28 protein-coding genes are annotated in these 25,357 nt (G+C 39.2%); 13 read left to right on the top strand and 15 right to left on the bottom strand.

Features of this window, described 5'->3' with window-relative positions:
• Window positions 1-20 precede the first annotated feature (20 nt).
• The 4 genes from cydX (at window position 21) to DYI81_RS03730 (ending at window position 2,000) form a co-directional block, all read left to right on the top strand.
• Window positions 21-122, top strand: a complete 102-nt coding sequence (cydX, locus tag DYI81_RS03745) for a cytochrome bd-I oxidase subunit CydX (RefSeq protein ID WP_004653762.1) — start codon at window positions 21-23, stop codon at window positions 120-122.
• Between the two features lie 3 nt (window positions 123-125).
• Window positions 126-428: a cyd operon YbgE family protein gene (locus DYI81_RS03740; RefSeq protein ID WP_106985015.1), complete on the top strand. Its 303-nt coding sequence runs from the start codon at window positions 126-128 to the stop codon at window positions 426-428.
• Window positions 429-633: 205 nt separating this feature from the next.
• On the top strand, window positions 634-1,122 hold the full coding sequence (locus DYI81_RS03735) for a hypothetical protein (RefSeq protein ID WP_106985014.1): 489 nt from the start codon (window positions 634-636) through the stop codon (window positions 1,120-1,122).
• A 26-nt stretch (window positions 1,123-1,148) separates the two neighbouring features.
• Window positions 1,149-2,000, top strand: a complete 852-nt coding sequence (locus DYI81_RS03730) for a hypothetical protein (RefSeq protein ID WP_117006748.1) — start codon at window positions 1,149-1,151, stop codon at window positions 1,998-2,000.
• A 307-nt stretch (window positions 2,001-2,307) separates the two neighbouring features.
• Here the strand turns inward: DYI81_RS03730 and rodA are convergent, their stop codons facing one another.
• From rodA to DYI81_RS03700, 6 genes are all read right to left on the bottom strand, one after another.
• Entirely contained in the window at window positions 2,308-3,444 is a 1,137-nt protein-coding gene (gene rodA / locus DYI81_RS03725) for a rod shape-determining protein RodA (RefSeq protein ID WP_106985012.1), read from the bottom strand.
• Window positions 3,445-3,531: 87 nt separating this feature from the next.
• Window positions 3,532-4,266 carry a 2-C-methyl-D-erythritol 4-phosphate cytidylyltransferase gene (gene ispD / locus DYI81_RS03720; RefSeq protein ID WP_106985011.1) on the bottom strand — a complete coding sequence of 245 codons (735 nt, stop codon included), beginning with the start codon at window positions 4,264-4,266 and terminating at the stop codon, window positions 3,532-3,534.
• A complete protein-coding gene (locus DYI81_RS03715) occupies window positions 4,226-4,621 on the bottom strand; it encodes a septum formation initiator family protein (RefSeq protein WP_106985010.1) in 396 nt (131 codons plus the stop codon). The genes ispD and DYI81_RS03715 overlap by 41 nt, the downstream gene beginning before the upstream one ends.
• Before the next feature lie 15 nt (window positions 4,622-4,636).
• Entirely contained in the window at window positions 4,637-5,926 is a 1,290-nt protein-coding gene (gene eno, locus DYI81_RS03710; protein WP_106985009.1) for a phosphopyruvate hydratase, read from the bottom strand.
• Window positions 5,927-5,991: 65 nt separating this feature from the next.
• A complete protein-coding gene (gene kdsA / locus DYI81_RS03705) occupies window positions 5,992-6,849 on the bottom strand; it encodes a 3-deoxy-8-phosphooctulonate synthase (protein ID WP_117006747.1) in 858 nt (285 codons plus the stop codon).
• 31 nt (window positions 6,850-6,880) lie between these two features.
• Window positions 6,881-8,521 carry a CTP synthase gene (locus tag DYI81_RS03700; protein ID WP_106985007.1) on the bottom strand — a complete coding sequence of 547 codons (1,641 nt, stop codon included), beginning with the start codon at window positions 8,519-8,521 and terminating at the stop codon, window positions 6,881-6,883.
• 225 nt (window positions 8,522-8,746) lie between these two features.
• On the opposite strand from DYI81_RS03700, the gene DYI81_RS03695 reads away from it, so the two are divergent.
• On the top strand, window positions 8,747-9,169 hold the full coding sequence (locus DYI81_RS03695) for an internalin (protein WP_117006746.1): 423 nt from the start codon (window positions 8,747-8,749) through the stop codon (window positions 9,167-9,169).
• A 100-nt stretch (window positions 9,170-9,269) separates the two neighbouring features.
• Here DYI81_RS03695 and DYI81_RS03690 read toward each other — a convergent pair whose 3' ends face one another.
• Entirely contained in the window at window positions 9,270-10,160 is an 891-nt protein-coding gene (locus tag DYI81_RS03690) for a LysR family transcriptional regulator (protein ID WP_117006766.1), read from the bottom strand.
• A 110-nt stretch (window positions 10,161-10,270) separates the two neighbouring features.
• Here DYI81_RS03690 and dkgB point away from each other — a divergent pair, with 110 nt between their 5' ends.
• Together dkgB and DYI81_RS03680 are read left to right on the top strand one after the other, a co-directional pair.
• Entirely contained in the window at window positions 10,271-11,077 is an 807-nt protein-coding gene (gene dkgB / locus DYI81_RS03685) for a 2,5-didehydrogluconate reductase DkgB (protein ID WP_205669737.1), read from the top strand.
• A gap of 1 nt (window position 11,078) precedes the next feature.
• Window positions 11,079-12,254 (top strand): MFS transporter, encoded by a 1,176-nt coding sequence (locus DYI81_RS03680; RefSeq protein WP_117006744.1) that lies wholly within the window; start codon window positions 11,079-11,081, stop codon window positions 12,252-12,254.
• A gap of 39 nt (window positions 12,255-12,293) precedes the next feature.
• On the opposite strand, the gene DYI81_RS03675 is transcribed toward DYI81_RS03680, so the two are convergent.
• The 3 genes from DYI81_RS03675 to DYI81_RS03665 all read right to left on the bottom strand — a co-directional run bounded on the left by DYI81_RS03675 (window position 12,294) and on the right by DYI81_RS03665 (window position 16,140).
• Window positions 12,294-13,385 carry an alpha/beta fold hydrolase gene (locus tag DYI81_RS03675; RefSeq protein ID WP_117006743.1) on the bottom strand — a complete coding sequence of 364 codons (1,092 nt, stop codon included), beginning with the start codon at window positions 13,383-13,385 and terminating at the stop codon, window positions 12,294-12,296.
• A 203-nt stretch (window positions 13,386-13,588) separates the two neighbouring features.
• Window positions 13,589-13,993 (bottom strand): nuclear transport factor 2 family protein, encoded by a 405-nt coding sequence (locus DYI81_RS03670; protein ID WP_117006765.1) that lies wholly within the window; start codon window positions 13,991-13,993, stop codon window positions 13,589-13,591.
• A gap of 122 nt (window positions 13,994-14,115) precedes the next feature.
• Window positions 14,116-16,140 carry an NADPH-dependent 2,4-dienoyl-CoA reductase gene (locus DYI81_RS03665; protein ID WP_117006742.1) on the bottom strand — a complete coding sequence of 675 codons (2,025 nt, stop codon included), beginning with the start codon at window positions 16,138-16,140 and terminating at the stop codon, window positions 14,116-14,118.
• Between the two features lie 182 nt (window positions 16,141-16,322).
• On the opposite strand from DYI81_RS03665, the gene DYI81_RS03660 reads away from it, so the two are divergent.
• From DYI81_RS03660 to DYI81_RS03650, 3 genes are all read left to right on the top strand, one after another.
• The gene (locus DYI81_RS03660) at window positions 16,323-16,889 is read left to right on the top strand and encodes a PadR family transcriptional regulator (RefSeq protein ID WP_106985000.1); all 567 of its coding nucleotides are present in this window, start codon (window positions 16,323-16,325) and stop codon (window positions 16,887-16,889) included.
• Window positions 16,890-17,034: 145 nt separating this feature from the next.
• Complete coding sequence (locus DYI81_RS03655; protein ID WP_117006741.1) at window positions 17,035-17,946, top strand: alpha/beta hydrolase; 912 nt, start codon at window positions 17,035-17,037, stop codon at window positions 17,944-17,946.
• Between the two features lie 150 nt (window positions 17,947-18,096).
• The gene (locus DYI81_RS03650) at window positions 18,097-18,996 is read left to right on the top strand and encodes a LysR substrate-binding domain-containing protein (protein ID WP_117006740.1); all 900 of its coding nucleotides are present in this window, start codon (window positions 18,097-18,099) and stop codon (window positions 18,994-18,996) included.
• 340 nt (window positions 18,997-19,336) lie between these two features.
• Here DYI81_RS03650 and map read toward each other — a convergent pair whose 3' ends face one another.
• A complete protein-coding gene (gene map / locus DYI81_RS03645; RefSeq protein ID WP_106984997.1) occupies window positions 19,337-20,131 on the bottom strand; it encodes a type I methionyl aminopeptidase in 795 nt (264 codons plus the stop codon).
• A 358-nt stretch (window positions 20,132-20,489) separates the two neighbouring features.
• Here map and brnQ point away from each other — a divergent pair, with 358 nt between their 5' ends.
• Window positions 20,490-21,782: a branched-chain amino acid transport system II carrier protein gene (brnQ, locus tag DYI81_RS03640; RefSeq protein WP_117006739.1), complete on the top strand. Its 1,293-nt coding sequence runs from the start codon at window positions 20,490-20,492 to the stop codon at window positions 21,780-21,782.
• Window positions 21,783-22,466: 684 nt separating this feature from the next.
• Complete coding sequence (locus DYI81_RS03635; RefSeq protein WP_106984995.1) at window positions 22,467-22,712, top strand: hypothetical protein; 246 nt, start codon at window positions 22,467-22,469, stop codon at window positions 22,710-22,712.
• 107 nt (window positions 22,713-22,819) lie between these two features.
• On the opposite strand, the gene DYI81_RS03630 is transcribed toward DYI81_RS03635, so the two are convergent.
• The gene (locus tag DYI81_RS03630) at window positions 22,820-23,284 is read right to left on the bottom strand and encodes a hypothetical protein (protein ID WP_106984994.1); all 465 of its coding nucleotides are present in this window, start codon (window positions 23,282-23,284) and stop codon (window positions 22,820-22,822) included.
• 122 nt (window positions 23,285-23,406) lie between these two features.
• Here DYI81_RS03630 and DYI81_RS03625 point away from each other — a divergent pair, with 122 nt between their 5' ends.
• On the top strand, window positions 23,407-24,273 hold the full coding sequence (locus DYI81_RS03625) for an alpha/beta fold hydrolase (protein WP_106985031.1): 867 nt from the start codon (window positions 23,407-23,409) through the stop codon (window positions 24,271-24,273).
• A gap of 115 nt (window positions 24,274-24,388) precedes the next feature.
• Here DYI81_RS03625 and DYI81_RS03620 read toward each other — a convergent pair whose 3' ends face one another.
• From DYI81_RS03620 to DYI81_RS03610, 3 genes are all read right to left on the bottom strand, one after another.
• Window positions 24,389-24,601, bottom strand: coding sequence for a hypothetical protein (locus tag DYI81_RS03620; protein WP_106984993.1), 213 nt, complete (start codon window positions 24,599-24,601; stop codon window positions 24,389-24,391).
• Window positions 24,598-24,810, bottom strand: a complete 213-nt coding sequence (locus DYI81_RS03615; protein ID WP_106984992.1) for a DUF4177 domain-containing protein — start codon at window positions 24,808-24,810, stop codon at window positions 24,598-24,600. Before DYI81_RS03615 ends, DYI81_RS03620 begins: the two co-directional genes overlap by 4 nt.
• Window positions 24,811-25,042: 232 nt before the next feature.
• Window positions 25,043-25,258 carry a hypothetical protein gene (locus DYI81_RS03610; protein ID WP_106984991.1) on the bottom strand — a complete coding sequence of 72 codons (216 nt, stop codon included), beginning with the start codon at window positions 25,256-25,258 and terminating at the stop codon, window positions 25,043-25,045.
• Window positions 25,259-25,357 lie beyond the last annotated feature (99 nt).

Below are 25,357 nucleotides of genomic sequence, written 5' to 3'. Positions count from 1 at the left end.
CTATGTATGGGAGAAAAATGATGTGGTACTTTGCTTGGATTCTCGGTGTGTTGATGGCATGTTTTGCAGGTGTACTTAGTGCCCTGTACATTGAACATCATCAAGATTTAGATGAGGAATAACACATGACCGATGTTGCTATAGAAAAACCAGTCGTAGAAAAAAAGCCAAATAAATTTGCAATGCTAATTTCCTGCCTTTTGGCTTTTCCTTTGGCAGCAGTCCTCCTTGTTCATCCAGCAGCTATGCTGGATGACAATGGTGGATATAGTCATCGTGCCCTTATGATGGTGATGATCGGCATTTCAGGTGGTTTTGTTCATGGCGTAGGCTTTGTTCCAAAGCATTGGTTTTGGAAATGGTTATTTAGTCCGTACATTGCTTGGCCACTAATGCTCTGGGGATACTATACCTGGTTCCTTGCCTGATTAAAAAAAGCCCTGATTGAAGGGCTTTTTTTATGTTTGTCTTAAAATTCTGATTTTTAAATTCAGATTAATAAAATAAAGCATTATAAATTTTTATTAAAAATTAAATATTTTCTAACATTTAATTATAAATTTTAGTACCCGCAAAGTTGCATCTCCGCTGCATGACCTTTAGCATGCTCTGCACCTGAATTGGAGTTATATAATGAAAATTAAAACCTTTTTAGCCGTAGCATGCATTATTGCCAGTACTTGCGCATCTGCTGAAGAAACAAAAAAAGGATGGCTGTCAAAAGCCATTGATAAATGGAATACCTTGGGGCAACTAACAGATAAGGATTTTGAACAGTATCCGACGGTGCAAGAGTTTTTCCAAGCCAAGTATAAAAATCCGCGCACCATCACCATGAATAACGTATCTTACGGTGCAGGTACTATTATGTGGGAACGCGCAAATACCTATTGCGCACGTGATGGCGGTGAATTTGTTCAAATTAAAAGCCATCCATCACCACTAATTCCCTATAAAGGCTCTGAGGTGCTATCTACGCCGAATCTGCAAAAATACTACGGCTTATTCCAGTGTAAAAATATCAAAAATAGCTGGAAAGTTTACTTTGACCATCAGAACGAACGTATTTTCCAGCACCCGTCTCCAAACACTGCTTCTGACGTGAGCTTCAATTTCGAATAATTGTTATATATAGAAAAAATCAAAATATGCAAAAAACATTATTGTTTCTTGCCGCGGCAGCCGGACTATCTGGTTGCCAAGTTACAGGGGAACGCGGCAGCCTCTACCAAAATGTACTGGGTGGCTTCGGGCCTAAAACTCAGCATATCCAACTCAATCCGGAACTGAACAGTTTTTCTCTGACAGTACCACTCTCGGCTTATAATGAATTGGATTTAAACAAAGGGCTAATCAGCAATGCTCCTTTCTTTAACCAGTTAAAACAAGACCGTTACTGGAGTGTACATCATATTTATGACGCGCAATTCCGTCGCCTAGCGCAAGACCGAGTAAAAATTAAAGTCTGCAATACAGTTAGTGCTGATCATCGGCGTAGTGCCAACGACTCCAGCTCCTGTGCAGATATACAAATGCGCGTCGCATACGACAAGTTGAGTGATGGCGTGCGCCTGACTTTCAAGCCTATTACGGCCGATATCAGTACAGAAGACTTCGGCTTCTTTATAAAAAATGCAGCACCAGAATTATTTAAAAATGCCGAGCAACTGAACACTGCAACCTTAATTAAAACATTCGGCTATGAAGATGCGCTGACTGTCAGCAGCAAACGTACGATTTCCAGTCTCCGCAATGTTCTAGTAAAAAATGGCTATACTATTACCACTCAGGATATTGCCAATGAAAAAATTTACTTAAGTTCATTTGAGCTTAAATCCGCTGACGCAAAGGTCTTTTCCATCCTAAACTGCCGCACCGCTGCTGCAAAAAATGGTTCCAGCACCAGCTGCAAATATGCCCTGTTCAGCCCCTATGCTATCAGTGACTATCGAATATACAACAAAGAAATAACGAGAAAAATCAATCAGCTGTTTAACTAACCACCAAAGTAAGCATGATGCCGGTTGTTTCATCCGCTTTTCCAGTGCCAGCATAGATACCAACAGATTATCTTACTGGCGCTTATAAGCGCTGGCTGGACATGCCCCTTAGCCTAAACAGCAGAAATAGCCACTGAGTAGCTGTTTTAAATCTCTACACCCAAGACATTAGATTAGCTTTTGCATCTGCACAGAAAAATTTGATTTAAGGACTGACGGATTTCTCCATACATTCAGCTATAGCACTTCCAACACATAAAAAAACCGGACACAATGTCCGGCTTTATCATTTCATTTACAATAATGCTTAGCGATGGGTGTGAATCGACATCACAATCCCCATTCCCGCAAGCATTGCAATAACAGCCGTACCACCATAACTCATGAGTGGTAAAGGGTCACCTGTAACAGGCAAAATACCACTCACCATACCAGAGTTTAAAAATACAAAGAAAAAGAAAGTAAGTCCTGTTGCACTGGCGTATAAACGCCCAAAATTATGAAAGCTATTCATCCCAATCATTAAGCAACGAATAATAATGGCAAAAAACAGACTAAATAATAAGAAAACACCAATAAAGCCAAACTCTTCTGCATAAGTCGACATAATAAAGTCAGTATGATGTTCAGGCAAATAACCTAAATGTGACTGCGTCCCTTCAGTAAAACCCTTACCTGTCATACCACCTGAACCAATCGCAATTTTAGACTGGATAATATTCCAACCCGCACCTAAAGCGTCTGATTCTGGGTCAAAAAGCGTTAAAATACGTTTCTTTTGATATTCCTGTAGCAGAAACATCCACAGCAGTGGTGCGGCAATAGCCAAAGCCCCCATTGCCCCTACAATTAATTTCCAAGACATCCCACTTAAAAATAAAATAAAAATACCCGGAATAATCAGACCAATATTTAAGTCTGGCTGTAAAGCCACAAGCACAAAAGGCACCATCATAATAATCAGCGCGATGATGATATGTACAAATTTAGGTGGAAATGCGCGATTGGAAAAATACCATGCCATCATCAGCGGCATCGCAAATTTCATCACTTCGCTGGGTTGCATACTACCTATTCCAGGAATGGTAATCCAACGTTTAGCACCAAGCCGAGTTTCACCTATAACAAACACTAGCATCAGCATAATTATGCCAAAAATATAAAAATACGGACTAATGGCTTGATAAACTTTCGGTGGCACTTGTGCACACAAAAACATTAAAGTAAAACCAACGGCAAAACTTGTTGCTTGACGTAGTACCATGCCAGTATTTTCAGCAGTTGCACTATAGACAACCATCAATCCAAGTATGGCATTTAGAACTAAAAAACATAATAACCACGGGTCTAAATGTAATTTAGCCCAACGCGAAGAATCGTGCTTTATGCTCATTCCATCTCGAGCGGAATGACGCAAAAAACGATACTGCTGTGAAGGGATCATTTTAAGATTAAGCGTTAAGTAGAATTCAGAAATTATAAGTGAAAGCCACAGCGAATATACCGCTGCAGCTAAAATAATTTTAAGATATTAAGTATTCAGCGCTGACTGTGAAGCCAAAATTAACTTCGCCAACTCTAAATCATCTGGATAGGTAATTTTAATGTTATCCGCACGGCCCTGTACAACTTGCACTGCCACACCAACATATTCAAGCGCACTGGCTTCATCTGTAATTTGCACATGATCTTGCAATGCCTGCTCAATGGCTTTTTTTAGTAACCCCAATGGCGCAATTTGCGGTGTTTGGGCTTGCCACAAATTTGTACGATCAACTGTTTTATTAATCTGCACGCCCTGCTCAACATGTTTGAGTGTATCACGCACAGGCACAGCTAAAATTGCACTACTGTTTTGCTCAATTGCAGTTGTCACTAATTTTTCCAAACATGCAGCAGATACACACGGACGCGCTGCATCATGTACAAACACCCAGTCTTCATCTGAGGCAATTGTAGATAAATATTGTAAGGCATTCAGTACCGAGTTTACTCGCTCAGCACCACCCAAACAAAAGTGTGCGCGCTCGGCATGCGAAAAAGAAAGTGTCTGCACAAAATCATCTTGCTCACCTACAGCCAGCACATAACCTTGTAAAGGCAGTTGATTTAAACGCTGAACAGTATGTTCTAATACGGTTTGATTTTGAATAACTTGGTATTGCTTTAATTCTGTTTTAGAAAATCGACTACCCGAACCCGCAGCAGGTATAACGGCCCACAACTTAAGGTTCTGTAGGCGGGAGCTCAGCGACGTCTGATTCATTGGTACGTAAATCTACTTTTTCATTTGGATCGATATAAATCGGTTTATATTGAGTACTAATTGTACTCATTTGAACAAATGTTTCGTGTGGCTTAACCAAGCCCAAGTCTAAGCGTGCATGCTCTTCAATGGCTTCAACACCATTTTTTAAATCGAAGACTTCTGCAGCCAAAACACGATTGCGTTCTTTGAGTTCATCATTCAGCTCAACTTGTTGCTGAATTTTTTGGGTGAGTTCTTGATGGTCTTTATAACCACCTTCACCAAACCAGTATAAATACTGAAACCCTGCGATCAAAATGATCGCAAGGCCCAATAGTACTTTACTCGCTTTGGAGTCGAATACATTTAACATAGAGAGCATGAGCGCTTAGTTCAAACCTTTGAACTCAGCTTTACCGCGATATGCAGCTTTAGTCAATTCTTCAATACGAAGTAATTGGTTATATTTTGCTACACGGTCAGAACGGCAAAGTGAACCAGTTTTGATTTGGCCCGCTGCTGTACCAACTGCAAGATCCGCAATTGTAGAATCTTCAGTTTCACCAGAACGGTGTGAAATTACAGTAGAGTAACCATTTGCTTTTGCAAGATAGATCGCATCTAAAGTTTCAGTCAATGTACCGATTTGGTTGTACTTGATCAGAATTGAGTTACCAACTTTTTCGTTGATACCACGTTGAAGAATCTTAGGATTCGTAACAAACAAGTCATCACCAACCAATTGGATTTTGTCGCCAAGGATCGAAGTTAGGTAAGACCAACCTTCCCAATCAGACTCGTCCAAACCATCTTCAATTGAGATGATTGGGTATTGTTTAGCAAAACCTGCAAGGTAGTCAGCAAATTGGTTGCTTGTGAATGCTTTATTGCCTTCACCTGCAAGGATGTATTGACCATCTTTGTAGAATTCTGAAGATGCACAGTCAAGCGCAAGCATAATGTCAGAACCAGCTTTGTAGCCAGTTTTTTCAATCGCTTCTAGAATAACTGTAATTGCTTCTTCGTTAGAACGAAGGTTAGGTGCGAAACCGCCTTCATCACCTACTGCAGTATTTAAACCTTGTTTCTTTAAAACTGATTTTAAAGAATGGAAAATTTCTGCACCAGCACGTAAAGCTTCAGAGAATGAAGTGAAGCCTACTGGCTCAATCATAAATTCTTGAATGTCTACGTTGTTGTCTGCATGTGAACCACCGTTTAGGATGTTCATCATTGGAACAGGCATTGTTAAAATGCTGTTATTACGAAGGTCTGCGATGTATTGGAAAAGTGGGATTTTCTTTTCGTCAGCAGCAGCACGCGCAGCAGCAAGAGAAACTGCCAAAGTTGCGTTAGCGCCTAATTTTTCTTTGTTTTCAGTACCGTCAAGCGCGATCATTGTGTTATCAATGTCTTTTTGTTCGAATACTGATTTACCCAACAATGCATCACGAATTACTGTGTTAACGTTGTTAACCGCAGTTTTAACGCCTTTACCTAAGTAACGAGCTTTGTCGCCGTCACGAAGTTCTAAAGCTTCACGAGAACCAGTTGAAGCACCAGATGGTGCACATGCACGGCCAACTACGCCAGATGCTAAGATAACGTCTGCTTCGATGGTTGGGTTACCACGAGAGTCCAAGATTTCACGTGCACGAATGTCAACGATTTGACTCATGAACAATTCCTCAGTTGATTAATAAAACGATGCGCCAATTAATGACGCATCAATGTTGAAAATTATTAGTGTGTATCAAGCTTCTGAAAACCTTTTACCAAGGTATCGAGCTCTTTTAACTGTGCTAAGAATGGCTCAAGTTGAGACATACGCAATGCGCACGGACCATCACATTTGGCTTTATCAGGATCTGGGTGACCTTCTAAGAACAAGCCTGCCAATCCTGTTGCCATACCCGCACGTGCTAGGGTCGTAATCTGCGCGCGACGTCCGCCTGCAGAATATTCACGTCCACCCGGCGTTTGCAACGCATGTGTTACATCAAAGAACACTGGAACGTTCATCTGCTTCATCGTGTCAAAGCCCAGCATATCTACAACTAGGTTGTTGTAGCCAAATGCAGAACCGCGCTCACATAGAATCAGTTTATCGTTACCTGCTTCCAAGCACTTATTCATGATATGACGCATTTCATGTGGTGCAAGGAATTGAGCTTTTTTGATGTTGATAATGGCATCTGTTTTTGCCATTGCTTCAACAAGATCCGTTTGACGGCTTAAGAAAGCCGGCAATTGGATAATGTCTGCAACCTCTGCAACAGGTGCTGCTTGGTATGGCTCATGCACATCAGTGATGATAGGCACATTGAAATGTTTTTTAATGTCAGCCAACCACTCGATGCCTTTCTCTAGGCCTGGGCCACGGAAAGAATTTAAGCTTGAACGGTTTGCTTTATCAAAACTTGCCTTAAATACGTATGGAATATCTAAACGCTTACAGATATCTACGTATGTTTCAGCAATTTCAAAAGCAAGGTCTTTTGACTCAAGTACGTTCATGCCGCCGAATAGTACAAATGGCAAATGATTTGCCATTTGTATATCGCCTAAACGTACAATTTCTTGTGGTTTTAATTGTGACATTTAAACTTCCTAGTTTAGTCCTACAATGCCATTACTTGGTTTTTTGATACTGTTTTTTAGCAGCATCAATAAAGCCAGCAAATAATGGGTGACCATCACGTGGTGAGCTGGTAAATTCTGGGTGGAATTGTACCGCAACAAACCAAGGATGTGCAGGAATTTCAACAGTTTCTACTAAACGTTGTACTGGTGAATAACCAGAAATCTTCATGCCTTTTTCTTCAAGCACTGGGATATAACGGTTGTTCATTTCATAACGGTGACGGTGACGTTCGATGATTTCTTCAGAACCATACACTTGAGCTGTTTTAGTACCTGCAACTAACTCTGATTTTTGAGCACCAAGACGCATTGTGCCACCAAGATCAGAATCAGCATTACGCTGTTGTACTTCACCACGTTCGTCTAACCATTCTGTAATCAAGCCAATTAATGGTGATTTAGTAGAACGGTTAAATTCAGTTGAAGTTGCATCTGGAATACCCGCAACATTGCGCGCATATTCGATTACAGCCAACTGCATACCCAAACAAATACCTAGGAATGGCACGCCATTTTCACGAGCGAATTTAATCGCTTGCATTTTACCTTCAGTACCGCGCTCACCAAAACCACCTGGCACTAAGATTGCATCAGCATCTTTTAATACTTCTGCGACATCTTGGCTTTCAAGCTCTTCAGCATTGACATAATCAATCTGAACTTTCACACGGTTTTGAATACCCGCATGTAAAAGTGCTTCGTTTACAGATTTATACGCATCTGGAAGTTCAACATACTTACCAACCATAGCAACACGTACTGTGTATTCTGGGTTAAGCAATGCTTCTACCACATTGTCCCAATCTGTTAAGTCAGCTTCAGGAAGATCGTTATAACCAAAACGTTCACAGATTAAATCATCAACATTTTGTTCATAGAACGTACGTGGAATTTGGTAAATGCTGCGTGCATCTTTACATACAACAACTGCACGTGCTTCTACGTTTGTGAACAGTGCAATTTTGCGTGTTGTATCTGCATCAACATCGTGTTCAGTACGACAAATTAAGATGTCTGGTTGAATACCAATTGATAACAACTCTTTTACAGAGTGTTGTGTCGGTTTAGTCTTTAACTCTGCTGCTGACTTAATGTATGGGAGTAACGTTAAGTGCATAAGCATCGTGCGTTTATGACCAAGCTCAACCATTAACTGACGTACAGATTCCATGAATGGGAGAGATTCGATGTCACCTACTGTACCGCCGATCTCAACGATCGCAACGTCATAGCCTTCGCCTGCGCGAAGTACACGTTCTTTAATATTATCAGTAATGTGTGGAATAACTTGAACTGTACCACCTAGGTAATCACCACGGCGTTCTTTGTTAAGAACATCTTGGTAAACACGACCTGAAGTGAAGTTATTCAGTTTGGTCATTTTCGCACGACGTAGGAAACGTTCGTAGTAACCCAAGTCTAAGTCAGTTTCAGCACCGTCTTCAGTTACGAAAACTTCACCATGTTGGAATGGGCTCATTGTCCCTGGATCGACATTAATGTATGGATCCATTTTTACCATGGTCACTTTTAAACCACGAGCTTCTAAAAGTGCAGCAACAGAAGCAGCTGAAATACCTTTACCTAGTGATGAAACTACACCACCAGTAACGAAAATAAAATGGGTCATTGGGTTTCTCGTACAATCGAGCCTAAATCGGCCTGCAATGTTGCGCAATTTTACTTTACTCTGTACCTATAAAGCAAAGTCAATCCGCATCAATTATTAGAACAATAAACAATTGGCTATTGTATCAGCATTTCCGATAAAAAATTAGTGTAAGTTCATAGGATTTCTATCTTGTGAATTGCTGTTATAATGACAACATCCCTTTCACACCCTATTTTTTGCATTATGAATAAAAAATTTTTGATCTGTGGTGCACTTGCAGCTGGCCTACTCTTAACTGCATGTGTGAAAAAAGAAGCACCAAAGGAAGATGAGCAAGAACACGTTGAAACTGCAGCATCTGAAGCAGCGCCAGCAGAATTTCAAAAGTTAGACGCAACTGACGAACAAGAAATTCCACCAACGCCTCCACATACTGAAGTTATTCGTGAAGAAACGCCTAACACCGTTACTGAAGTTCGTCGTGAAGTAGCACCAGCTGCTGAGGCGCCAAAACCAGCGCCAGCTCCAGTTCAAAAAGCTGAAGCGCCACGTGCAGAAGACAAGCCAACACAAGCTGTTACACCTAAAAACACAAGTGCAAGCCAATCTGAAGATGATGCTGTCGCTGCTGCAATTGCCGCTGCAACTCCAGCTTTAGACAACTAATTGTTTATTCTCTAAACAATTCAATAAAAAGCCCAGTTTTGACTGGGCTTTTTATTGCTTGTACATAAATATATATCTGTAGCAAATGACTTACTTTTGCTCACAATCGCTCTTGTAGTTTTTCAGCTAAATACTCAATAAATAAACGAACACGTTTGGGTAAATGCTCTTGTTGATAATATACGGCATGAATCAGCTGTTCATGCGGTTCGATTTGATCATCTAAAAGTTGTACCAAGCGCCCTTCAGCAATATCTTTTTCTAACATAAAAATCGAAAGACAGGCGATACCCATGCCATGAATTGCAAGCTCGCGTATCGTTTCACCGTTTGATGCCTTGATATTTGGTCGTATCGTCAGTGGTTTTCCACCGACTTGGATCGGCCACGTATTCATGTGTGTAATTTGACTAAATCCAAGTAAAGCATGTGCTAAAAGCTCCTCCGCATTTTTCGGATGCCCATGCTGCTGAAGATAGTCAGGACTCGCCACCAAACACAATCGACTCTTATATATAAATTTTGCATGCAAACTTGAGTCGTTTAATTTACCAAAGCGAATCGCGACATCCGCTTTATGCTCTAATAAGTCAATCACTTGATCATGATTCACCAATTCAATCTGTATATGCGGATAACGTGCATTAAATTCAGGAATTAAAGGCACAATGACATGCAGAATAAAAGAAATCGCTGAATCGACTCGTACAAGACCAGAAGTGTCGGCATCTAATTTCAGCAGGGAATCTTCCGCCTCGGTCAAATCATTCAGTATTCGTCGGGTTTTAGCTAAAAATAATTGCCCTTCTTGCGTCAGTTTAATTTTGCGGGTTGTTCGTTCCAACAGTGTTACATTTAATTTAGATTCCAAACGCTGTAATGCACGGCTTATGCCAGATGCTGTTTGATCCAGCCTTTCTGCTGCTTTCACAATAGAGCCACTATCCACAATAACAGTAAAAACCTGTAGCTCCTCAATAGTTGATTTCATTGCATATTCGAATTCGTGATTTTTAATCAATAATATATTCCAAACTCATGCATTTTTCTTCACTAAAATAGGCAGCACAATACCAACAATTTAAAAAAAGAGAATTTCTGATGATTGTTCCTCAAATGGGTGTTGGCACATTCCGCCTAGGCGGTCAAACCGTTATAGACTCGATTAAAAATGCACTAAATGCAGGATATCGAGCAATTGATACGGCGCAGATTTACAACAATGAAGCAGAAGTTGGGCAAGCAATCCATGAAAGTCATGTGAATAGCGCGGATATTTTCTTAACCACGAAAATTTGGACTGAAAATTATGCTGCAGATAGACTGATACCCAGCTTAAAAGAAAGTTTAATTAAATTGCGAACTGATGCAGTCAATCTCACACTTATTCATTGGCCAGCACCTGCACTGGGGGTTGATATTCCTGAATTAATGGAACATTTACTTGAGGCGAAAAAACAAGGATTGACTGAGCATATTGGTATATCCAATTTTAATATTGAGCTCACTCAACAAACAATCGATCATATCGGGCTGGAAAACATTGCAACCAATCAAATTGAACTGAGTCCATATTTGCAAAATCAAAACTTGGCTAATTATCTACAAGCCAACAATATAGATGTCACATCCTATATGACTTTGGCCTATGGCAAAGTTTTGCAAGATCCAATCCTTTTAAACATTGCAGCAGAACACCAAACTACTTCAGCTCAAATTGCGCTGGCTTGGGCATTACAAAAAGGCTATGCCGTTATTCCATCATCAACCAAACCTGAACATTTAATCAGTAATTTAAAAGCTCAAGACATTCATTTAACACCAGCACAGATGCAAGCCATTGCAACACTTGACAGAAATGCACGTGAAGTGAATCCACCTGAACTTGCTCCAGTTTGGGATATATAATATGAAATTAAATTTTCCCTTAATTGCCTTAGCCGTGGGTGCTTTTGCAATAGGTACAACAGAATTTTCACCCATGGGTTTTCTGCCTGAAATTGCAACAGATCTATCGGTGTCTATTCCTCAAGCAGGTTTACTGATTAGTGCCTATGCCGTTGGTGTCATGATTGGTGCTCCATTAATGACATTATGGTTAGCACGTTTTCCAAAACGTACTGCCCTTATTTTATTGATGGCAATCTTTACGGTCGGCAATATTTTGGCAACGATTGCACCTAACTATCTCGGTTTAATGGCTGCACGCTTAGTCACCAGCTTAAATCATGGTGCATTTTTTGGCTTAGGTTCTGTGGTTGCAGCAAGCGTTGTACCCAAAGACAAACAAGCCAGTGCGGTTGCCATGATGTTTATGGGCTTGACCATTGCCAATATTGGCGGTGTGCCCCTCGCAACGTGGGTGGGGCAAAATATCGGTTGGCGTATGTCTTTTGCCGCTATTACCTTACTGGGCATCATCACCATGTTGGCATTATGGAAAGCACTACCCCATCAGCAACAGACCAAAAGACCTGATGTACGAGCAGAATTGAAAGTATTGACACGCATGCCTGTTGTTTTAGCACTGCTGACCACAGTCATGAGTGCTGGAGCTATGTTCGCGCTCTATACCTATATCGCACCAAGCTTAAAAGTCTTTACCCATGCAAGTCCTGAGCTTATCACTTTCATGTTGGTTTTAATCGGGATCGGATTTTCAATCGGCAACCATTTCAGTGGTAAGTTTGCAGATCAATCCTTAGATAAGACCTTGATTGGCTTTTTAGTCTTACTGATGCTGATGATGCTGTTATTTCCAATTTTAGCTACAACCACCATTGGCGCGGCGATTGCATTAATCATCTGGGGAGCAGCCGCCTTTGCAGTCGTGCCACCTTTACAAATGCGTGTTATGACAGTCGCTCACGATGCCCCTGGCCTTGCTTCTTCAGTGAATATTGGTGCATTTAATCTTGGAAATGCATTGGGTGCGGTCGCAGGTGCCGCAGTGCTAAATCTAAACTTAAGCTATGCTGCAGTATCTTATGCGGGCGCTACACTGAGTGCTCTAGCGTTAATTTTAGTATTGATTCAAATGAAGCTTAAACCTCAAACATCTGTATGTTGCGCACAAGCTGAGTAACATACAAAAATAGCCTATCAACAATAGGCTATTTTGTTTCTAGTTCGCATATAACTTTAAAAAATCAGCCATCAATTTGGTTGCCCACGAATGGGTGTCGACTAAACCTTCATAATAACCACAGTGACTGCCTTTTTTGGTGGTCACCACCACAACATTCGGCATATTTTCAATCACTGCCTTATAGGGTTCTAAATTCTTAATGTGACAGACAGGATCGTCTTCTGCATTCAAAATCATCAATGGGATTTTGACATTATCAAATACATAAATTGGATTGGTGGATTTGGCGTAAGTTTGATAATCGGCAAAACCTGCCATTTGAAAATAAGCACGTTCAAACTGTGCCAGATTTTTACTTTTCAACACATCAACTAAAGAGAGTGTTGCTGACCATGTTACAGAATAGGGTTCTACAAACTTCTGAAAGAGCTTCTTGGTCATCATTTTACTGTAAAAAGGATGAACATTTTTAAAGCCAAGCTCAGTGTCATAGCCAGGACATAAAGCAAATGCAGCTTTAAATGGTGTTTCCTCCCCTTGTTCGCCTAAATAGCGAACCAATAATCCAGTTCCTGCAGATGAACCTACGCCAAACAAATTCGATTCTGGAAATTTCTGCTGAATAAAGGCAATCTGTTCACGTAAGTCATCTGTTGAACCAAATAAGTTTATTTTGGCAACAGGCATCGGTAAATTGGCATGACCGCGCCTTAAACACAGTGCAATTCGCCAACCAGTATATAGATTAAGATCTCTCACCACTTCTCGCATACTTTCAGGCGTTCCCGTAATCGTATGCATGAGCACCACGGTTGGTACATCTGCAGGCAAATCTAAGCCCAACCATGCAATGGCTGTGATTCCACCATCAGCCATTGTCAGCTGCTCTATGGCATCATATTTAAGCTTCACTTGACGCTTTTTAATGACATCAAAATATAGTAAATGTGCGTGGGTATTCGACAGCCAAGGCGTAGGACGATATTTTTCATGTAGTTGCTTTAACTTCGGCAACACATGCTTCATTTGCCCTGCAGGATGATAATAAAGTTGCGGTAATTCTGCACCAATTGCATGATCTACAAAGTTTAAAAGGGCCTGACGCCCTTTATGAATTAAATTATTCATTGACCCGACCTTCACCTCGCTTCGAATTACAGCAAATCATTTCAATCTTTTCACTTTGGCAAACAATGCCCATTAAAAAAATGCATCTACAAGACCGTATCTCGCTAGCAATATTTGTTTACTAAAGCCACATAAGCAAAAAGCATGACGATACCCATCATGCTTTTTATTATTCTGAGATGAGTATTTAAAAATCAGTAGATTTAAGGCTTATATTGCGCAATGCGCTCACCCATTTGTGCAGCCAAAGCTTCCAATCCACTTTTCGGACGGAGCATGACTTCAAAATCAATCATCTGTCCTTGTTCATTAAACTGAATCATGTCGATCCCTTTTAATTTTTTCTCGCCAACATTGGCAGAAAACTCAAGCACCACATTTAAACCATCTTCTGAGTAAAACTCACGGTGATAAGTGAAATTTTCAAAAATTTGAATCACATTGGTCAAAATAAAAGTCACCACAGGCTTACCCGGATATGGGTTAAACGCGACAGGTGAACGAAACACTACATCGTCTGCCAAGAGTTCATTTAAAATATTCATATCCCGTGTGTCGAGCATTTCGTGCCAACGTGCAACAGATTTTTTTGTTGTTTCAATGGCCATTTTTGTGTCCTTTTTTTGTTGATGAATCATTTCCCTCTCCTCAATCCTCCCCCAAAGGGAGAGGACGTCCCACAACTGCACATCTACTTGAATATAGTCATCATGGTTTAGTATGAGGTTGATTAAATCACCGCTGCCAAGTCAGCACCTTGACGAATTGCACGTTTAGCATCTAGCTCTCCTGCTTCTTTCGCACCACCAATTAAATGTATAGATTTACCTGCAGTTTTTAATTGCTCATACATTGCTGTAAAAGGCTCTTGACCTGCACAAATAATGACATTGTCAACATCAAGTACAGCAGGCTGATCATTGACTACAATATGTAATCCTTGATCATCAATTTTTTCATAGCTTGCGCCACCGATCATTTTTACATTGCGGTGCTTTAAGCCTGTACGATGAATCCAGCCGGTCGTTTTACCTAGACCGCCACCCACTGAACTTGCCTTACGTTGTAATAGGTAAATTTCACGTTTAGGTTGCTCTACTTGCGGTGCTTTTAAACCACCTACATGCGCATAGGTCGTATCAATACCCCACTCATCGTAAAATTTTTCTGGGTTAAGGCTACCGCTTTCCCCTTCATGACTTAAAAATTCAGCCGTATCAAAACCAATACCACCTGCACCAATAATTGCAACGCGTTGTCCTACAGCTTTACGGTCTTTTAATACATCTAAATAACTCAGTACTTTTGCATGCTCAATACCATCAATCTGCAGTTCACGTGGTGTAACCCCCGTAGCAATTACGATGTCATCAAAATCACCTGCTTCAAGCTCTTCAAATGTCGCTTTGTGATTAAGTTTTAATTCTATGTTGGGTGCGAGTTCAATTTTACGTTTGAAATAACGTAGTGTTTCGTAAAACTCTTCTTTACCCGGAATGGTTTTAGCAATATTAAACTGACCACCAATTTGATTCGCCGCCTCAAATACGGTTACTTGATGACCTCGTTCTGCCGCATAGGTTGCAAAGCTTAAACCAGCAGGGCCTGCACCAACGACGGCAAGCTTTTTCACTTGTGAAGTCGACTTAAACAGCAATTCTGTTTCATGGCATGCACGTGGATTCACTAAACACGATGCAATTTTCATTGAGAAAATATGATCTAGGCAGGCTTGGTTACAACCAATACAGGTATTGATTTCATCACTACGACCCTCAGATGCTTTTTCTACAAAAAATGCATCTGCCAACATTGGACGTGCCATAGAAATCATATCTGCATGACCAGAAGCCAATACATGCTCAGCCATTTCTGGGGTATTAATACGGTTAGACGTTATTAATGGGACTTTGACTTGGCCTTTTAATTTTTCAGTGACCCAAGTAAAAGCAGCGCGTGGTACTTTGGTGGCAATTGTAGGAATGCGAGCCTCATGCCAACCAATGCCTGTGTTAATAATCGTCGCGCCAGCTTGCTCGATTGCTTTAGCCAGTTGCACAACTTCTTCAAATGTCGAGCCACCCTCAACCAAATCCAGCATTGATAAACGATAGATGATGATAAAGTTTTCACCAACCGCTTCACGTGTACGGCGTACAATTTCTAAAGGAAAACGAATACGGTTTTCATAGCTACCACCCCATTCATCATCACGATGGTTGGTACGTTTAGCAATAAATTCGTTAATCAAATACCCCTCAGAGCCCATAATCTCTACGCCGTCATAGCCAGCATATTGTGCAAGGCTCGCGCAGTTTACAAAGTCCGCAATCGTTTGACTAACTTCCGCAGAACTAAGCGCATGTGGTTTTACTGGATTGATTGGGGCTTGAATAGCCGATGGCGCAACATTGTCTGCCTGATATGAATAACGGCCTGTATGTAATATTTGTAAAGCAATTTTACCACCAGCCTCATGAACGGCTTGAGTTACAACTTTATGTTTATCTGCTTCTTCTTTGCTATCGAGCTTATTTCCACCAGCAAAAGTTAGACCTGCTTCATTGGGTGCAATACCACCAGTGACAATCAACCCAACACCACCTTGTGCACGTTCTGCATAAAATGCAGCCATACGCTCATAGCCACCTGGGGCTTCCTCCAAACCAACATGCATAGATCCCATGAGGACTCGGTTTTTTAATGTAGTAAAGCCCAAATCCAATGGTGCCAATAAATGTGGGTAGTTAGACATAATCTCTCCTTAGCGTGCTTATTTGTGCTGGCTATTTTTATTTAAACTCCAGATTGAGCATGTAGTTAACTGCCCGAATCTGTGGTTTATGCAACTTATTGCATATATTTATATTCGAGATTTGTTTTTTATGCAACTTGTTGCATAATAAAGTTGTTAAAAATTTTAATGCGGTCCCAACTATGTCTTTAGCTCATGTTTTGCTAACCAGTCTGATTGAAAAACCAAGTACAGGGATAAATTTGGCACGTCGCTTTGACCGTTCTATGGGATTCTTTTGGAATTCGACCCATCAGCAGATATATCGTGAATTAAATGTCATGATGCAAAAAGGCTGGATCTCGACTTTAGAAGATGATGATCACAGTCGTAAAAAAACCTATCAAGTTGAACTACTTGGTCGTGCTGAGTTGGCTGACTGGATGGTCAAACAAAGCCCGCCAGGCCAATTACGAGAAGACCTTATGGTACGCTTACGTGCCGAAGCACAATTTGGTGGCAATACCATGTTGCCCGAATTAGAACGTCACTTGCAGTTACATCAAGAAAATTTAAAATTATACGAAAGTATCTTTGCGAAGGATTTTCCAAACACAGTGCCTCATGACCGTAAATTATTTATTCATAAAATGATTTTACAGCTCGGTATTGATTTAGAGCGAGGCTGGATTCGTTGGCTGGAAGATTTAATTCCTGCTTTAAAGGCCTTTGATGCAACAGCAGATACAGAAAAAAAACATGATGTTTAAATAAAGTGGCTTAGACTGCCATGGCATCTATAGTGTACCCACTACTAAAAACATGATTTGAGTTAGATAAATATTAAGCAAATCTTATAGGATCTCTTTGTACCATTCAAATGTGCCAAGATAAATAAAATAAAAAGGAAAAAATATGCCCTATTATCACATGCCAGATGGAGAACAGCTGTTTGTAAGGCGCTATGGCCAAGGTGAACCTGTGTTGGTATTATCAGGCTTAGGCATGCAAAGTTGGCAATGGCATCCTTTTTTATATCCACACCACAAGAAATTTGAATTTATTATTCCAGATTGGCGTGGTTTTGGTGGCTCTAAACAATGCAAAATCCCTCATTTAGATGCCATTAGTAGTCATTGGCGAGATATTGAAGCATTGCTTCCACAGCTTAATCTGCCTCAGTTTAAAGTAATTGCCTATTCTATGGGTGCAACAACAGCCATGCATGGCATGCAATATGGTCAATTCCACCGCTCTATTCAGCAATATTTACATATTGATCAAACACCCAAAATAAGCGCTGATCAAAGTTGGCCTTTTGGGTTATTTGGCGAAAAACATACACAGTTTATCGAAATTTTACAGCAAATCTCACAGGTGCTTAAAGCAAACCCTGATGCCAAAGCCATGCATGATTTAAAGAGTGCAGATCGTCAACACCTATTAAATAGTTGGTTAGCATTTATAGATTTACAAGCTGGTAGCAAAATTGCACCCTTTTTAATTAAGCAAGCCCTGAAATATCCACGCTTGCAAGCACACGTATTACCCATACAACGCTTAGATTATTTGTCTTGGTATATACATAATTATCTTGAGCATCAAGAAGATTACCGAGAAGCACTGACACAACTCACGTGCCCTGTGACTTTTTTTATTGGTGCCGAATCAAAGCTCTACCCAGCCGAAGGTCAACAGCAAATTGCAAACACCATACCGCAGGCGCAACAAGTCATTTTTAAAAAATCCGGGCATACACCGCTCTTAAGTGAACCTCTAAAATTTGCCTCTGAAATTGGGCGGTTTTTACATGCGCATGATGCTTAGCCTAATCCATTATTTACCTAATCAACATATTTACAGCATAAGAAATAAAGCTGAGATAAGCTCTTTGTAAACTTTGCCAAAATGCAATTGACTTTTTTTGCAACGATCATTTTTAATAGTCTAAATTGTTGCATAAATGGAAATATATAAATGCTGAGTGATTTGGATGATTTTTATTGTTTTGCCCAAGTGGTCGAACATGGCGGTTTTAGTGCAGCAGAACGTGCCACAGATATTCTAAAATCTAAACTCAGTCGACGTGTATACAACCTTGAAGAACGCTTAGGGGTTCGACTGATTCAACGTAGCTCACGGCATTTTGCAGTGACTGATATTGGCATGAACATATATCGTCATGCCCAAGTCATGATGAATGCAGCACAAGCTGCCCATGACCTAGTTGATCATTTAAGTACAGAACCACGTGGTGTCATTAAGTTAAGTACCCCAGTTTCCATTGCACAAAATGAAATCGCGCGCATATTGCCTAAGTTTTTAAAAAAATATCCTGAAATTAAAGTTCAAATGATTGTGACAAACCGTCGGGTGGATATTATTAATGAAGGTTTTGATTTGGCCTTACGCGTACGAGATAACTTAGATGATGATCCTAACTTGGTCTTACGTAAATTTGAAACCATTGAGCAACATCTCTTTGCCAGCCAAGCTTATTTAAATGAACACGGCAACTTAAAACACCCAAGCGAATTATCACAACATCATATTTTAAGTATGTCCGATGAGCATTTGGATCAAAATATTGTGCTCCACAATGAAGAAAACCAACAAATTAAAATTCGGGTTAATCCGACAGTATTAGGCTCAGATCTCAGTATGTTGGCCGAGCTTGCTCGACAAGATTGTGGTATTGCTTTATTGCCTGACAGTGTTGTAAAAACACATTTAAACTCGGGTGCATTGGTACGAGTACTGCCTACATGGAAAGCGCCACACGGTACATTTCATGTAGTTTACCCTTCACGTAGAGGCTTATTACCAGCTGTGCGTGTATTTATTGATTATTTAGTTGCTCAACTTAGCAAACACTAATCATCGCTATATATGAATAAATTACTCGGGTACTTTATTTACTTTGTAGCAAGCATTGATAAAGTTCAGCGCAAAAAAAAGCTTACCCTATGTGTAGGGTAAGCTTGAAATCAGAAACTACAGCTAATTTCTTAAAACAATAATAGACCAAAATACACACAACAATAAATCCTTTTTAACACTAAAAAAGACTTGGAACGAAACTGATCTCTTTGTTTTTAAATTAATTTTTAAAAAAGATTTATCGCTAATATCTATTAAAGTAGTATTTCAGTATAAATTTTAGACCAAAGTCTAAAATTTATACATAACTGCCACTATTGTTAAGCCTATGAGATACTTAGATTTCTGGATATGTTCCATAACCTTCAGGCCATGGAGACAACAATTCAAATCCATCATCAGTTACTGCAACCATGTGTTCCCACTGTGCAGACAATGATTTATCTGCCGTCACCACACCCCAGCCATCTTTAAGCTCTTTGGTTCTGGCTTTACCGGCATTAATCATAGGTTCAATCGTAAACACCATACCTGTTTTAAGCACTACACCTTGGCCTTGCTGACCATAATGCAACACACTTGGTTGCTCATGGTAAACCTTACCAATACCATGACCGCAATACTCACGCACCACAGAATAACCTTCACGGTGTGCAACAGATTGAATGGCATAACCTACGTCGCCCAATGTTGCACCAGCTTTAACAGCATGAATACCAGCAACCATCGCTTCGTATGTCGTTTCGACCAAGCGTTTTGCTTCAGGTTTAATTTGACCTACATAGTACATTCGGCTGGTGTCACCAAAATAGCCATCTTTAATAATCGCAACATCAATATTAATAATATCGCCGTCTTTTAAGATCGTTTCAGCAGATGGAATACCATGACACACCATTTCATTTGGAGAAATACAGGTTGTTTTGGTATAGCCATAATAGCCAACATTGGCAGGAATAACCTTTAAAGTATTTACAATGAAATCGTTACACAGGTCATCTAAATACTCTGTTGTTACGCCTGGCTTCACATGCTCCCCAATCATTGCTAAAACTTGCGCAGCTAAACGTCCTGAAATACGTAATTTTTCTAAATCCTGCTCGGTTTTAATCGTGATACTGGAAGCTTTCATTACATCATCCTCAAATTCGATACAATAGAGTATAGACCTTTTTACAGCATTTTGTTTTTAATACATGGTTTTGAACTGTCAATCCATAGCAAGTAACGCTAAAATTGCCTGTTTTATAAACAAAAAATACATAGGGCATTAATTTTTTTAAACAATATTCAAGTCTGCTTAATTTCTCTTATTTTTAAATATATTTCACGCAATCAAACGGATAAATTAAACAACATTTGATCTTTCAATATATTAATATTGGATATTATAAAAAATATTCATCAATAAAATAAAATATTTTGCAAATCAAATTTTACCTGCTTTAAAATTACCGACTTCTATTGGCTAGCCCATCTCCCTTTTACTTATGACAAATCTCCGTACTAGAGATATTGTTGCCTTAGGTTTTATGACCTTTGCCCTATTTATTGGCGCTGGTAACATTATCTTTCCACCGATTGTGGCACAGCAAGCCGGTGAACATGTATGGTTAGCCGCTTTTGGTTTTTTAATCACAGCCGTTGGCCTACCTGTAATCACTATTATTGCTTTATCTCGTGTAAATGGTTCGATTCAAATTTTAAGTTCTCCCCTAGGTAAAGCAGCCAGTATTTTACTGACTGTTGTTTGTTACTTAGCAGTAGGGCCTTTATTTGCAACACCACGTACTGCAACTGTTTCTTATGAAATTGGTTTCTCCGCTTACTTTGGCAACTCTTCAAATACTTTGATGATTTATAGCATCATTTATTTTGCTTTAGTGACCATTGTTTCTTTGTATCCAAATAAAATTTTGGACACTGTGGGCTATTTCCTTTCACCGCTTAAAATTTTAGGTTTAGTGGTTTTAGGTGTTTCTGCATTCTTTATTCCAGCTGGCATCATCCCGCCTGCGGTAGGTAACTATGTAGCAAGCCCTGTATCTGAAGGGATTGTGAATGGTTATTTAACCATGGACACTTTAGGTGCTTTAGTTTTTGGTATTGTAATTGTTAAAGCCATCACATCACGCGGTGTGTCGGATAGCAAACTGATTACCAAATATGCCGTTATTGCTAGCATTATCTCAGGTATTGGTCTAACACTCGTCTACATTAGCTTATTTAAATTAGGCATGAGTAGCCATGATATCGCTCCAAATGCAACAAATGGTGCAGTGATCCTGCATGCATACGTTCAACACGCTTTTGGTGATATGGGTGCTTATTTCCTTTCTGCAATGATCTTTATTGCATGTATGGTAACTGCTATTGGCCTAACTTGTGCATGTGCTGAATACTTTTCAGAATTAACTAAAATTCCATATAAAGTATTTGTATTAATTTTGATTGGCTTTTCATTAGTCATTTCAAACTTAGGTTTAACTAAGTTAATTGCGGTGTCTGTACCAGTATTAAGTGCAATTTACCCACCTGCAATTGCCGTTATTTTATTAAGTTTCTGTGGTAAATTTTTCAACAATCCTTCTCGAATTATTGTTCCTGTAACTGGCGTAGCATTCTTATTTGGTATTGTTGATGGTATTAAAGTTGCTGGCTTCTCAGAACAACTACCTGCTTTTCTACAAAATCTACCTTTAAATGAACAGAATCTTGCATGGCTAATCCCATCAGTCATTGTTCTTATCATTGCATTTGTGATTGATAAAGTAAAAAACTAAGCTTTCTTACTTTAATGGAATAAAATCAAATTTTTACCCAAAATTAGATTTTAACAATGACCTATAAATGTCATATTTTATCCAAATATGCTTTTATTCGTCTTCCCATACACTTCTGCAATGTTATCTTTGACTCAGGCTTATCTAGCATCATTTCTATGCTTCATGCTGTGATGCACCAACTGACTAATGCATCAAACCAAACTTATTGATAACGAAACACCACGAATAACGACACTTTAGTACAACATAAGCCGAACAAAAACACGTACTTATTTATTTTTAACTTTGATACACTGCCTGACTTTCTTCATTTTGAATATTATTTCAAGTTTAAGCGATCTCTTAATCCATTCAATCTAAGACCTACAAAACTGGTCCATATTTTGCTTTATTAAGCTATAACCCCGCTATTTTGCACTGTTTTAAACCATGCAAAACTGCAGGTCTTTGGAAATATTCAACTTCGTTAAAGTACTTATTTTTTTTAAATGCATGTGCTAAACACTGTTGGATATTTAAACAATTCCACCACATACACAAATTTCATGACTTAACATGTCAATATGACAAAATAATGACATTAGTGCTTGAAATACACTCAAAATCACAGTAAAACTGTAATTGAAATCCAGACTAAAACATTAAGGTTTTAGTACCAACAACAAAAAAGGAGGGATGGAGATGTTATCTATACATTTCAACAAGCAATTCTTCATTAACGCTCTAAAGGCAAATAAGAACATGGTGACGTTTGTCAGCACAACTTTTGCCCTCATGTTGACGTTATTAATACAAGGGATGATTCATGGCAACTTAAAGCCAGAATATTTCATGTATGCAATTATCGTCTCGTGTGCTTTTTTTGTTTGGGCTGTTGTAGACCAAAAATACCGTCGTAATACTTCTTCTCAATATTTCAAAGATTGAAAGGTGGATGACTCCGTCATCCATCTTCAATCAAAATATACAAATAATAAAAACAATATCTTTCCCTAAAATATTTCATTCCCACCATCCCCTTTAAACACATAAGTTCAGCTGAGAAAGCGCATAAGCGTACCTAAAATTAATAATAAAGTTGCCCCCAATTCCCCTATCACCAGCAATAACATAGCCAAACTCATGCACCAAGTCGGCACAGTCCATTTTGAGCCTAAACGATGAGGCGTTTTAAATTGATTTGTGGTGTCCTGTAAAACCCCGTGTAAGATATAACTTAAAATAGAGAAACTAAAAAAAACTAAATTAACCCAAACGCATAGCAAATTCACCCACTCAGGGAACTGCGAAAAATAGGCCAACACAGCCAAAATAAGCGACGCAGGTGCATATAACAAACTACTACGATGCGCGATATCTACATAATAGTGCGCTCTAGCCTGTATCGAATGACGGATTTGCCAATACTTCCATACACCAGTAAGCATGCCTACCCATAAAAACAGCCCACTAAATACAATGGCGCATTGCACTGAAACTGATATTAATAAATGATCCATTTAATTTTCCTTATTTTACTTTATGGTCTTCCAACTGACTTTAAAGTCACTCTTTTAGCAAGTTTCTTTTTAGAACTCGTGTAAATTAAATCATGACTTGTTTTTTTATAAATACCTTCATCATGTCTGAATTTGAAGCACTTCCTATTGTATGTAAAGATGGCTATCAATTGGCTGCACGTTTTTATGCACATACCAACAAAGAAAAGCAAAATTTACCAGTTTTAATCTGCCCAGCTACAGGTATTACCAAACAGTTTTATCATAGCTTTGCGACATGGTTGAGCGAACAAGGTTTTGATGTCATGGTATTCGATTTTAGAGGCATTGGCGAATCACTACACGGTCAACTCAAGGACTCAACAGCCAGTATTGTTCAATGGGGTGAATTAGATATTCCTGCCGCGATAGATGTGCTGTTAAATAAAACCCATGCTCAACAGGTCTATTTACTCGGCCATAGTGCGGGTGGTCAGCTTATGGGAGTTAATGCCAACCATCATAAAGTGGCCAAAGTTGTTGCGGTGTCTGGCTCAAGTGGTCATATCAAAGGCTTAAAAGGACGCACAAAAATACTTGCACCAATAATGTTTAAAGGTATTTTTCCACTTGCTCGTTTAACCTTAGGCTATGGCCCAACCAATGCAATTGGCATGGGTGAAAACTTACCCAAAGATGTTGCGCGTGAATGGGCACAATTCTGTTCAAAGCCTGGTTATATTCTTAATGCTGTCGGCAAAACCATTCATGAAGACTTTCACTCAAAAGTACATACTCCAATTACAGTACTTTGGTCATCTGATGATGAAATTGCCACGGAAGCCAATGTAAGAGACTTACTCCGCCTCTACCCAAATGCCCATACCGATATGATTGAGCTTAAACCAGCCAGCTATAATCATAAAATGATTGGTCACATGCTGATGTTTAAAAAGTCGCATCAAAACCTTTGGCCTGTGATCGCTAAGCAATTATTAATAGCTTCGTAAGGCATCAACGCAAAACCTGAGCCTTCATGTCGAAATGAAATACACAATATAATGACTCAAAAAAAGTCCATTTAATTATTTAAATGGACTTTGTAGAGCAGATGCACAAATCAAATTAATCTATAAATCCATCTTTTCTTAGCTTTTGATCTGTAAGGAATTCACGGATTACAATAGTGCTCAGTACAATAATCGCGACTAAAATACCCGCTGAAATGGTTACTTTAGTAAATATTTCAGAACTTAATGGCGAAAACCACAGTTGAGCAATGGCCAAAATGCCCCACAAGACAGAAATGATTAATGCACTAAAAACACCATATTTCATCGCTCACGCTCCAGTATGACAACATAAGCCTCACGTTTCCAAAACAGCAACATGCGACGGATGTCTTTTTCCATAGTAATGACAGCCCAACCTTGTTGTGCATTTTGGTTTAAAAAATTTGTAAACTTTACAGGATCAACCTTTGAAGAGCCTAAAAGCAAAGAGCCCAGCATACCTTCCTGATAAATAACAACTTTATATTCTTTCATTTTATATTATCTTATATTCAATTAATGTCATGCATTAAATATGCGATATCAGTATATATAGCATGTTATGAGTGAGCAACACAGCAAAGTAGTTTTATAAGCTGTAATTTTTGAAATATATGCTTTAATATAAGCAGTATGAGATGAGCCTTATATGAGTATCACGCGAGTGATACGACTAGCCCCTTAACCATAGGGGCTTTTTAGTATCTAAAATTTAACAAATATAGAATTATTGAATATCAAAAACCCAGTTACGCGCTTGCGTATCTGTTGTGGTTTCACACACATAGTAGTCATGATCCCATGCATCTTGGTTAAAAATTTCTTTTTTAAAGTAAGTAATTGACTTACCATTTTCTACACAAGTAAAGCTTTCACCTTGGTCTTTTACTTGAGTTCCATTCAGAAATCCACCTATGCAGAGAAATCGAGTTTGTTTAGGCATTTTACATCAAATTTTAAATAAACATTTCAGCAGATTAAACAGTGTATCCATTTAACTGTAAAGCAATTGCCAGCCTTTTCTGGATCAATTGCTGATGGT

Source organism: Acinetobacter sp. SWAC5, assembly GCF_003419885.1.
GTDB classification, from domain to species: Bacteria; Pseudomonadota; Gammaproteobacteria; order Pseudomonadales; family Moraxellaceae; genus Acinetobacter; species Acinetobacter cumulans.
This window is presented reverse-complemented; position numbering and strand designations above follow the sequence as displayed.

Bases quoted from the DNA above. Each gene is read 5' to 3' on its own strand.
- cydX (WP_004653762.1), top strand. From the start codon at position 21: ATGTGGTACTTTGCTTGGATTCTCGGTGTGTTGATGGCATGTTTTGCA.
- DYI81_RS03740 (WP_106985015.1), top strand. From the start codon at position 126: ATGACCGATGTTGCTATAGAAAAACCAGTCGTAGAAAAAAAGCCAAAT.
- DYI81_RS03735 (WP_106985014.1), top strand. From the start codon at position 634: ATGAAAATTAAAACCTTTTTAGCCGTAGCATGCATTATTGCCAGTACT.
- DYI81_RS03730 (WP_117006748.1), top strand. From the start codon at position 1,149: ATGCAAAAAACATTATTGTTTCTTGCCGCGGCAGCCGGACTATCTGGT.
- rodA (WP_106985012.1), bottom strand. From the start codon at position 3,444: ATGATCCCTTCACAGCAGTATCGTTTTTTGCGTCATTCCGCTCGAGAT.
- ispD (WP_106985011.1), bottom strand. From the start codon at position 4,266: ATGAATCAGACGTCGCTGAGCTCCCGCCTACAGAACCTTAAGTTGTGG.
- DYI81_RS03715 (WP_106985010.1), bottom strand. From the start codon at position 4,621: ATGTTAAATGTATTCGACTCCAAAGCGAGTAAAGTACTATTGGGCCTT.
- eno (WP_106985009.1), bottom strand. From the start codon at position 5,926: ATGAGTCAAATCGTTGACATTCGTGCACGTGAAATCTTGGACTCTCGT.
- kdsA (WP_117006747.1), bottom strand. From the start codon at position 6,849: ATGTCACAATTAAAACCACAAGAAATTGTACGTTTAGGCGATATACAA.
- DYI81_RS03700 (WP_106985007.1), bottom strand. From the start codon at position 8,521: ATGACCCATTTTATTTTCGTTACTGGTGGTGTAGTTTCATCACTAGGT.
- DYI81_RS03695 (WP_117006746.1), top strand. From the start codon at position 8,747: ATGAATAAAAAATTTTTGATCTGTGGTGCACTTGCAGCTGGCCTACTC.
- DYI81_RS03690 (WP_117006766.1), bottom strand. From the start codon at position 10,160: ATGAAATCAACTATTGAGGAGCTACAGGTTTTTACTGTTATTGTGGAT.
- dkgB (WP_205669737.1), top strand. From the start codon at position 10,271: ATGATTGTTCCTCAAATGGGTGTTGGCACATTCCGCCTAGGCGGTCAA.
- DYI81_RS03680 (WP_117006744.1), top strand. From the start codon at position 11,079: ATGAAATTAAATTTTCCCTTAATTGCCTTAGCCGTGGGTGCTTTTGCA.
- DYI81_RS03675 (WP_117006743.1), bottom strand. From the start codon at position 13,385: ATGAATAATTTAATTCATAAAGGGCGTCAGGCCCTTTTAAACTTTGTA.
- DYI81_RS03670 (WP_117006765.1), bottom strand. From the start codon at position 13,993: ATGGCCATTGAAACAACAAAAAAATCTGTTGCACGTTGGCACGAAATG.
- DYI81_RS03665 (WP_117006742.1), bottom strand. From the start codon at position 16,140: ATGTCTAACTACCCACATTTATTGGCACCATTGGATTTGGGCTTTACT.
- DYI81_RS03660 (WP_106985000.1), top strand. From the start codon at position 16,323: ATGTCTTTAGCTCATGTTTTGCTAACCAGTCTGATTGAAAAACCAAGT.
- DYI81_RS03655 (WP_117006741.1), top strand. From the start codon at position 17,035: ATGCCCTATTATCACATGCCAGATGGAGAACAGCTGTTTGTAAGGCGC.
- DYI81_RS03650 (WP_117006740.1), top strand. From the start codon at position 18,097: ATGCTGAGTGATTTGGATGATTTTTATTGTTTTGCCCAAGTGGTCGAA.
- map (WP_106984997.1), bottom strand. From the start codon at position 20,131: ATGAAAGCTTCCAGTATCACGATTAAAACCGAGCAGGATTTAGAAAAA.
- brnQ (WP_117006739.1), top strand. From the start codon at position 20,490: ATGACAAATCTCCGTACTAGAGATATTGTTGCCTTAGGTTTTATGACC.
- DYI81_RS03635 (WP_106984995.1), top strand. From the start codon at position 22,467: ATGTTATCTATACATTTCAACAAGCAATTCTTCATTAACGCTCTAAAG.
- DYI81_RS03630 (WP_106984994.1), bottom strand. From the start codon at position 23,284: ATGGATCATTTATTAATATCAGTTTCAGTGCAATGCGCCATTGTATTT.
- DYI81_RS03625 (WP_106985031.1), top strand. From the start codon at position 23,407: ATGTCTGAATTTGAAGCACTTCCTATTGTATGTAAAGATGGCTATCAA.
- DYI81_RS03620 (WP_106984993.1), bottom strand. From the start codon at position 24,601: ATGAAATATGGTGTTTTTAGTGCATTAATCATTTCTGTCTTGTGGGGC.
- DYI81_RS03615 (WP_106984992.1), bottom strand. From the start codon at position 24,810: ATGAAAGAATATAAAGTTGTTATTTATCAGGAAGGTATGCTGGGCTCT.
- DYI81_RS03610 (WP_106984991.1), bottom strand. From the start codon at position 25,258: ATGCCTAAACAAACTCGATTTCTCTGCATAGGTGGATTTCTGAATGGA.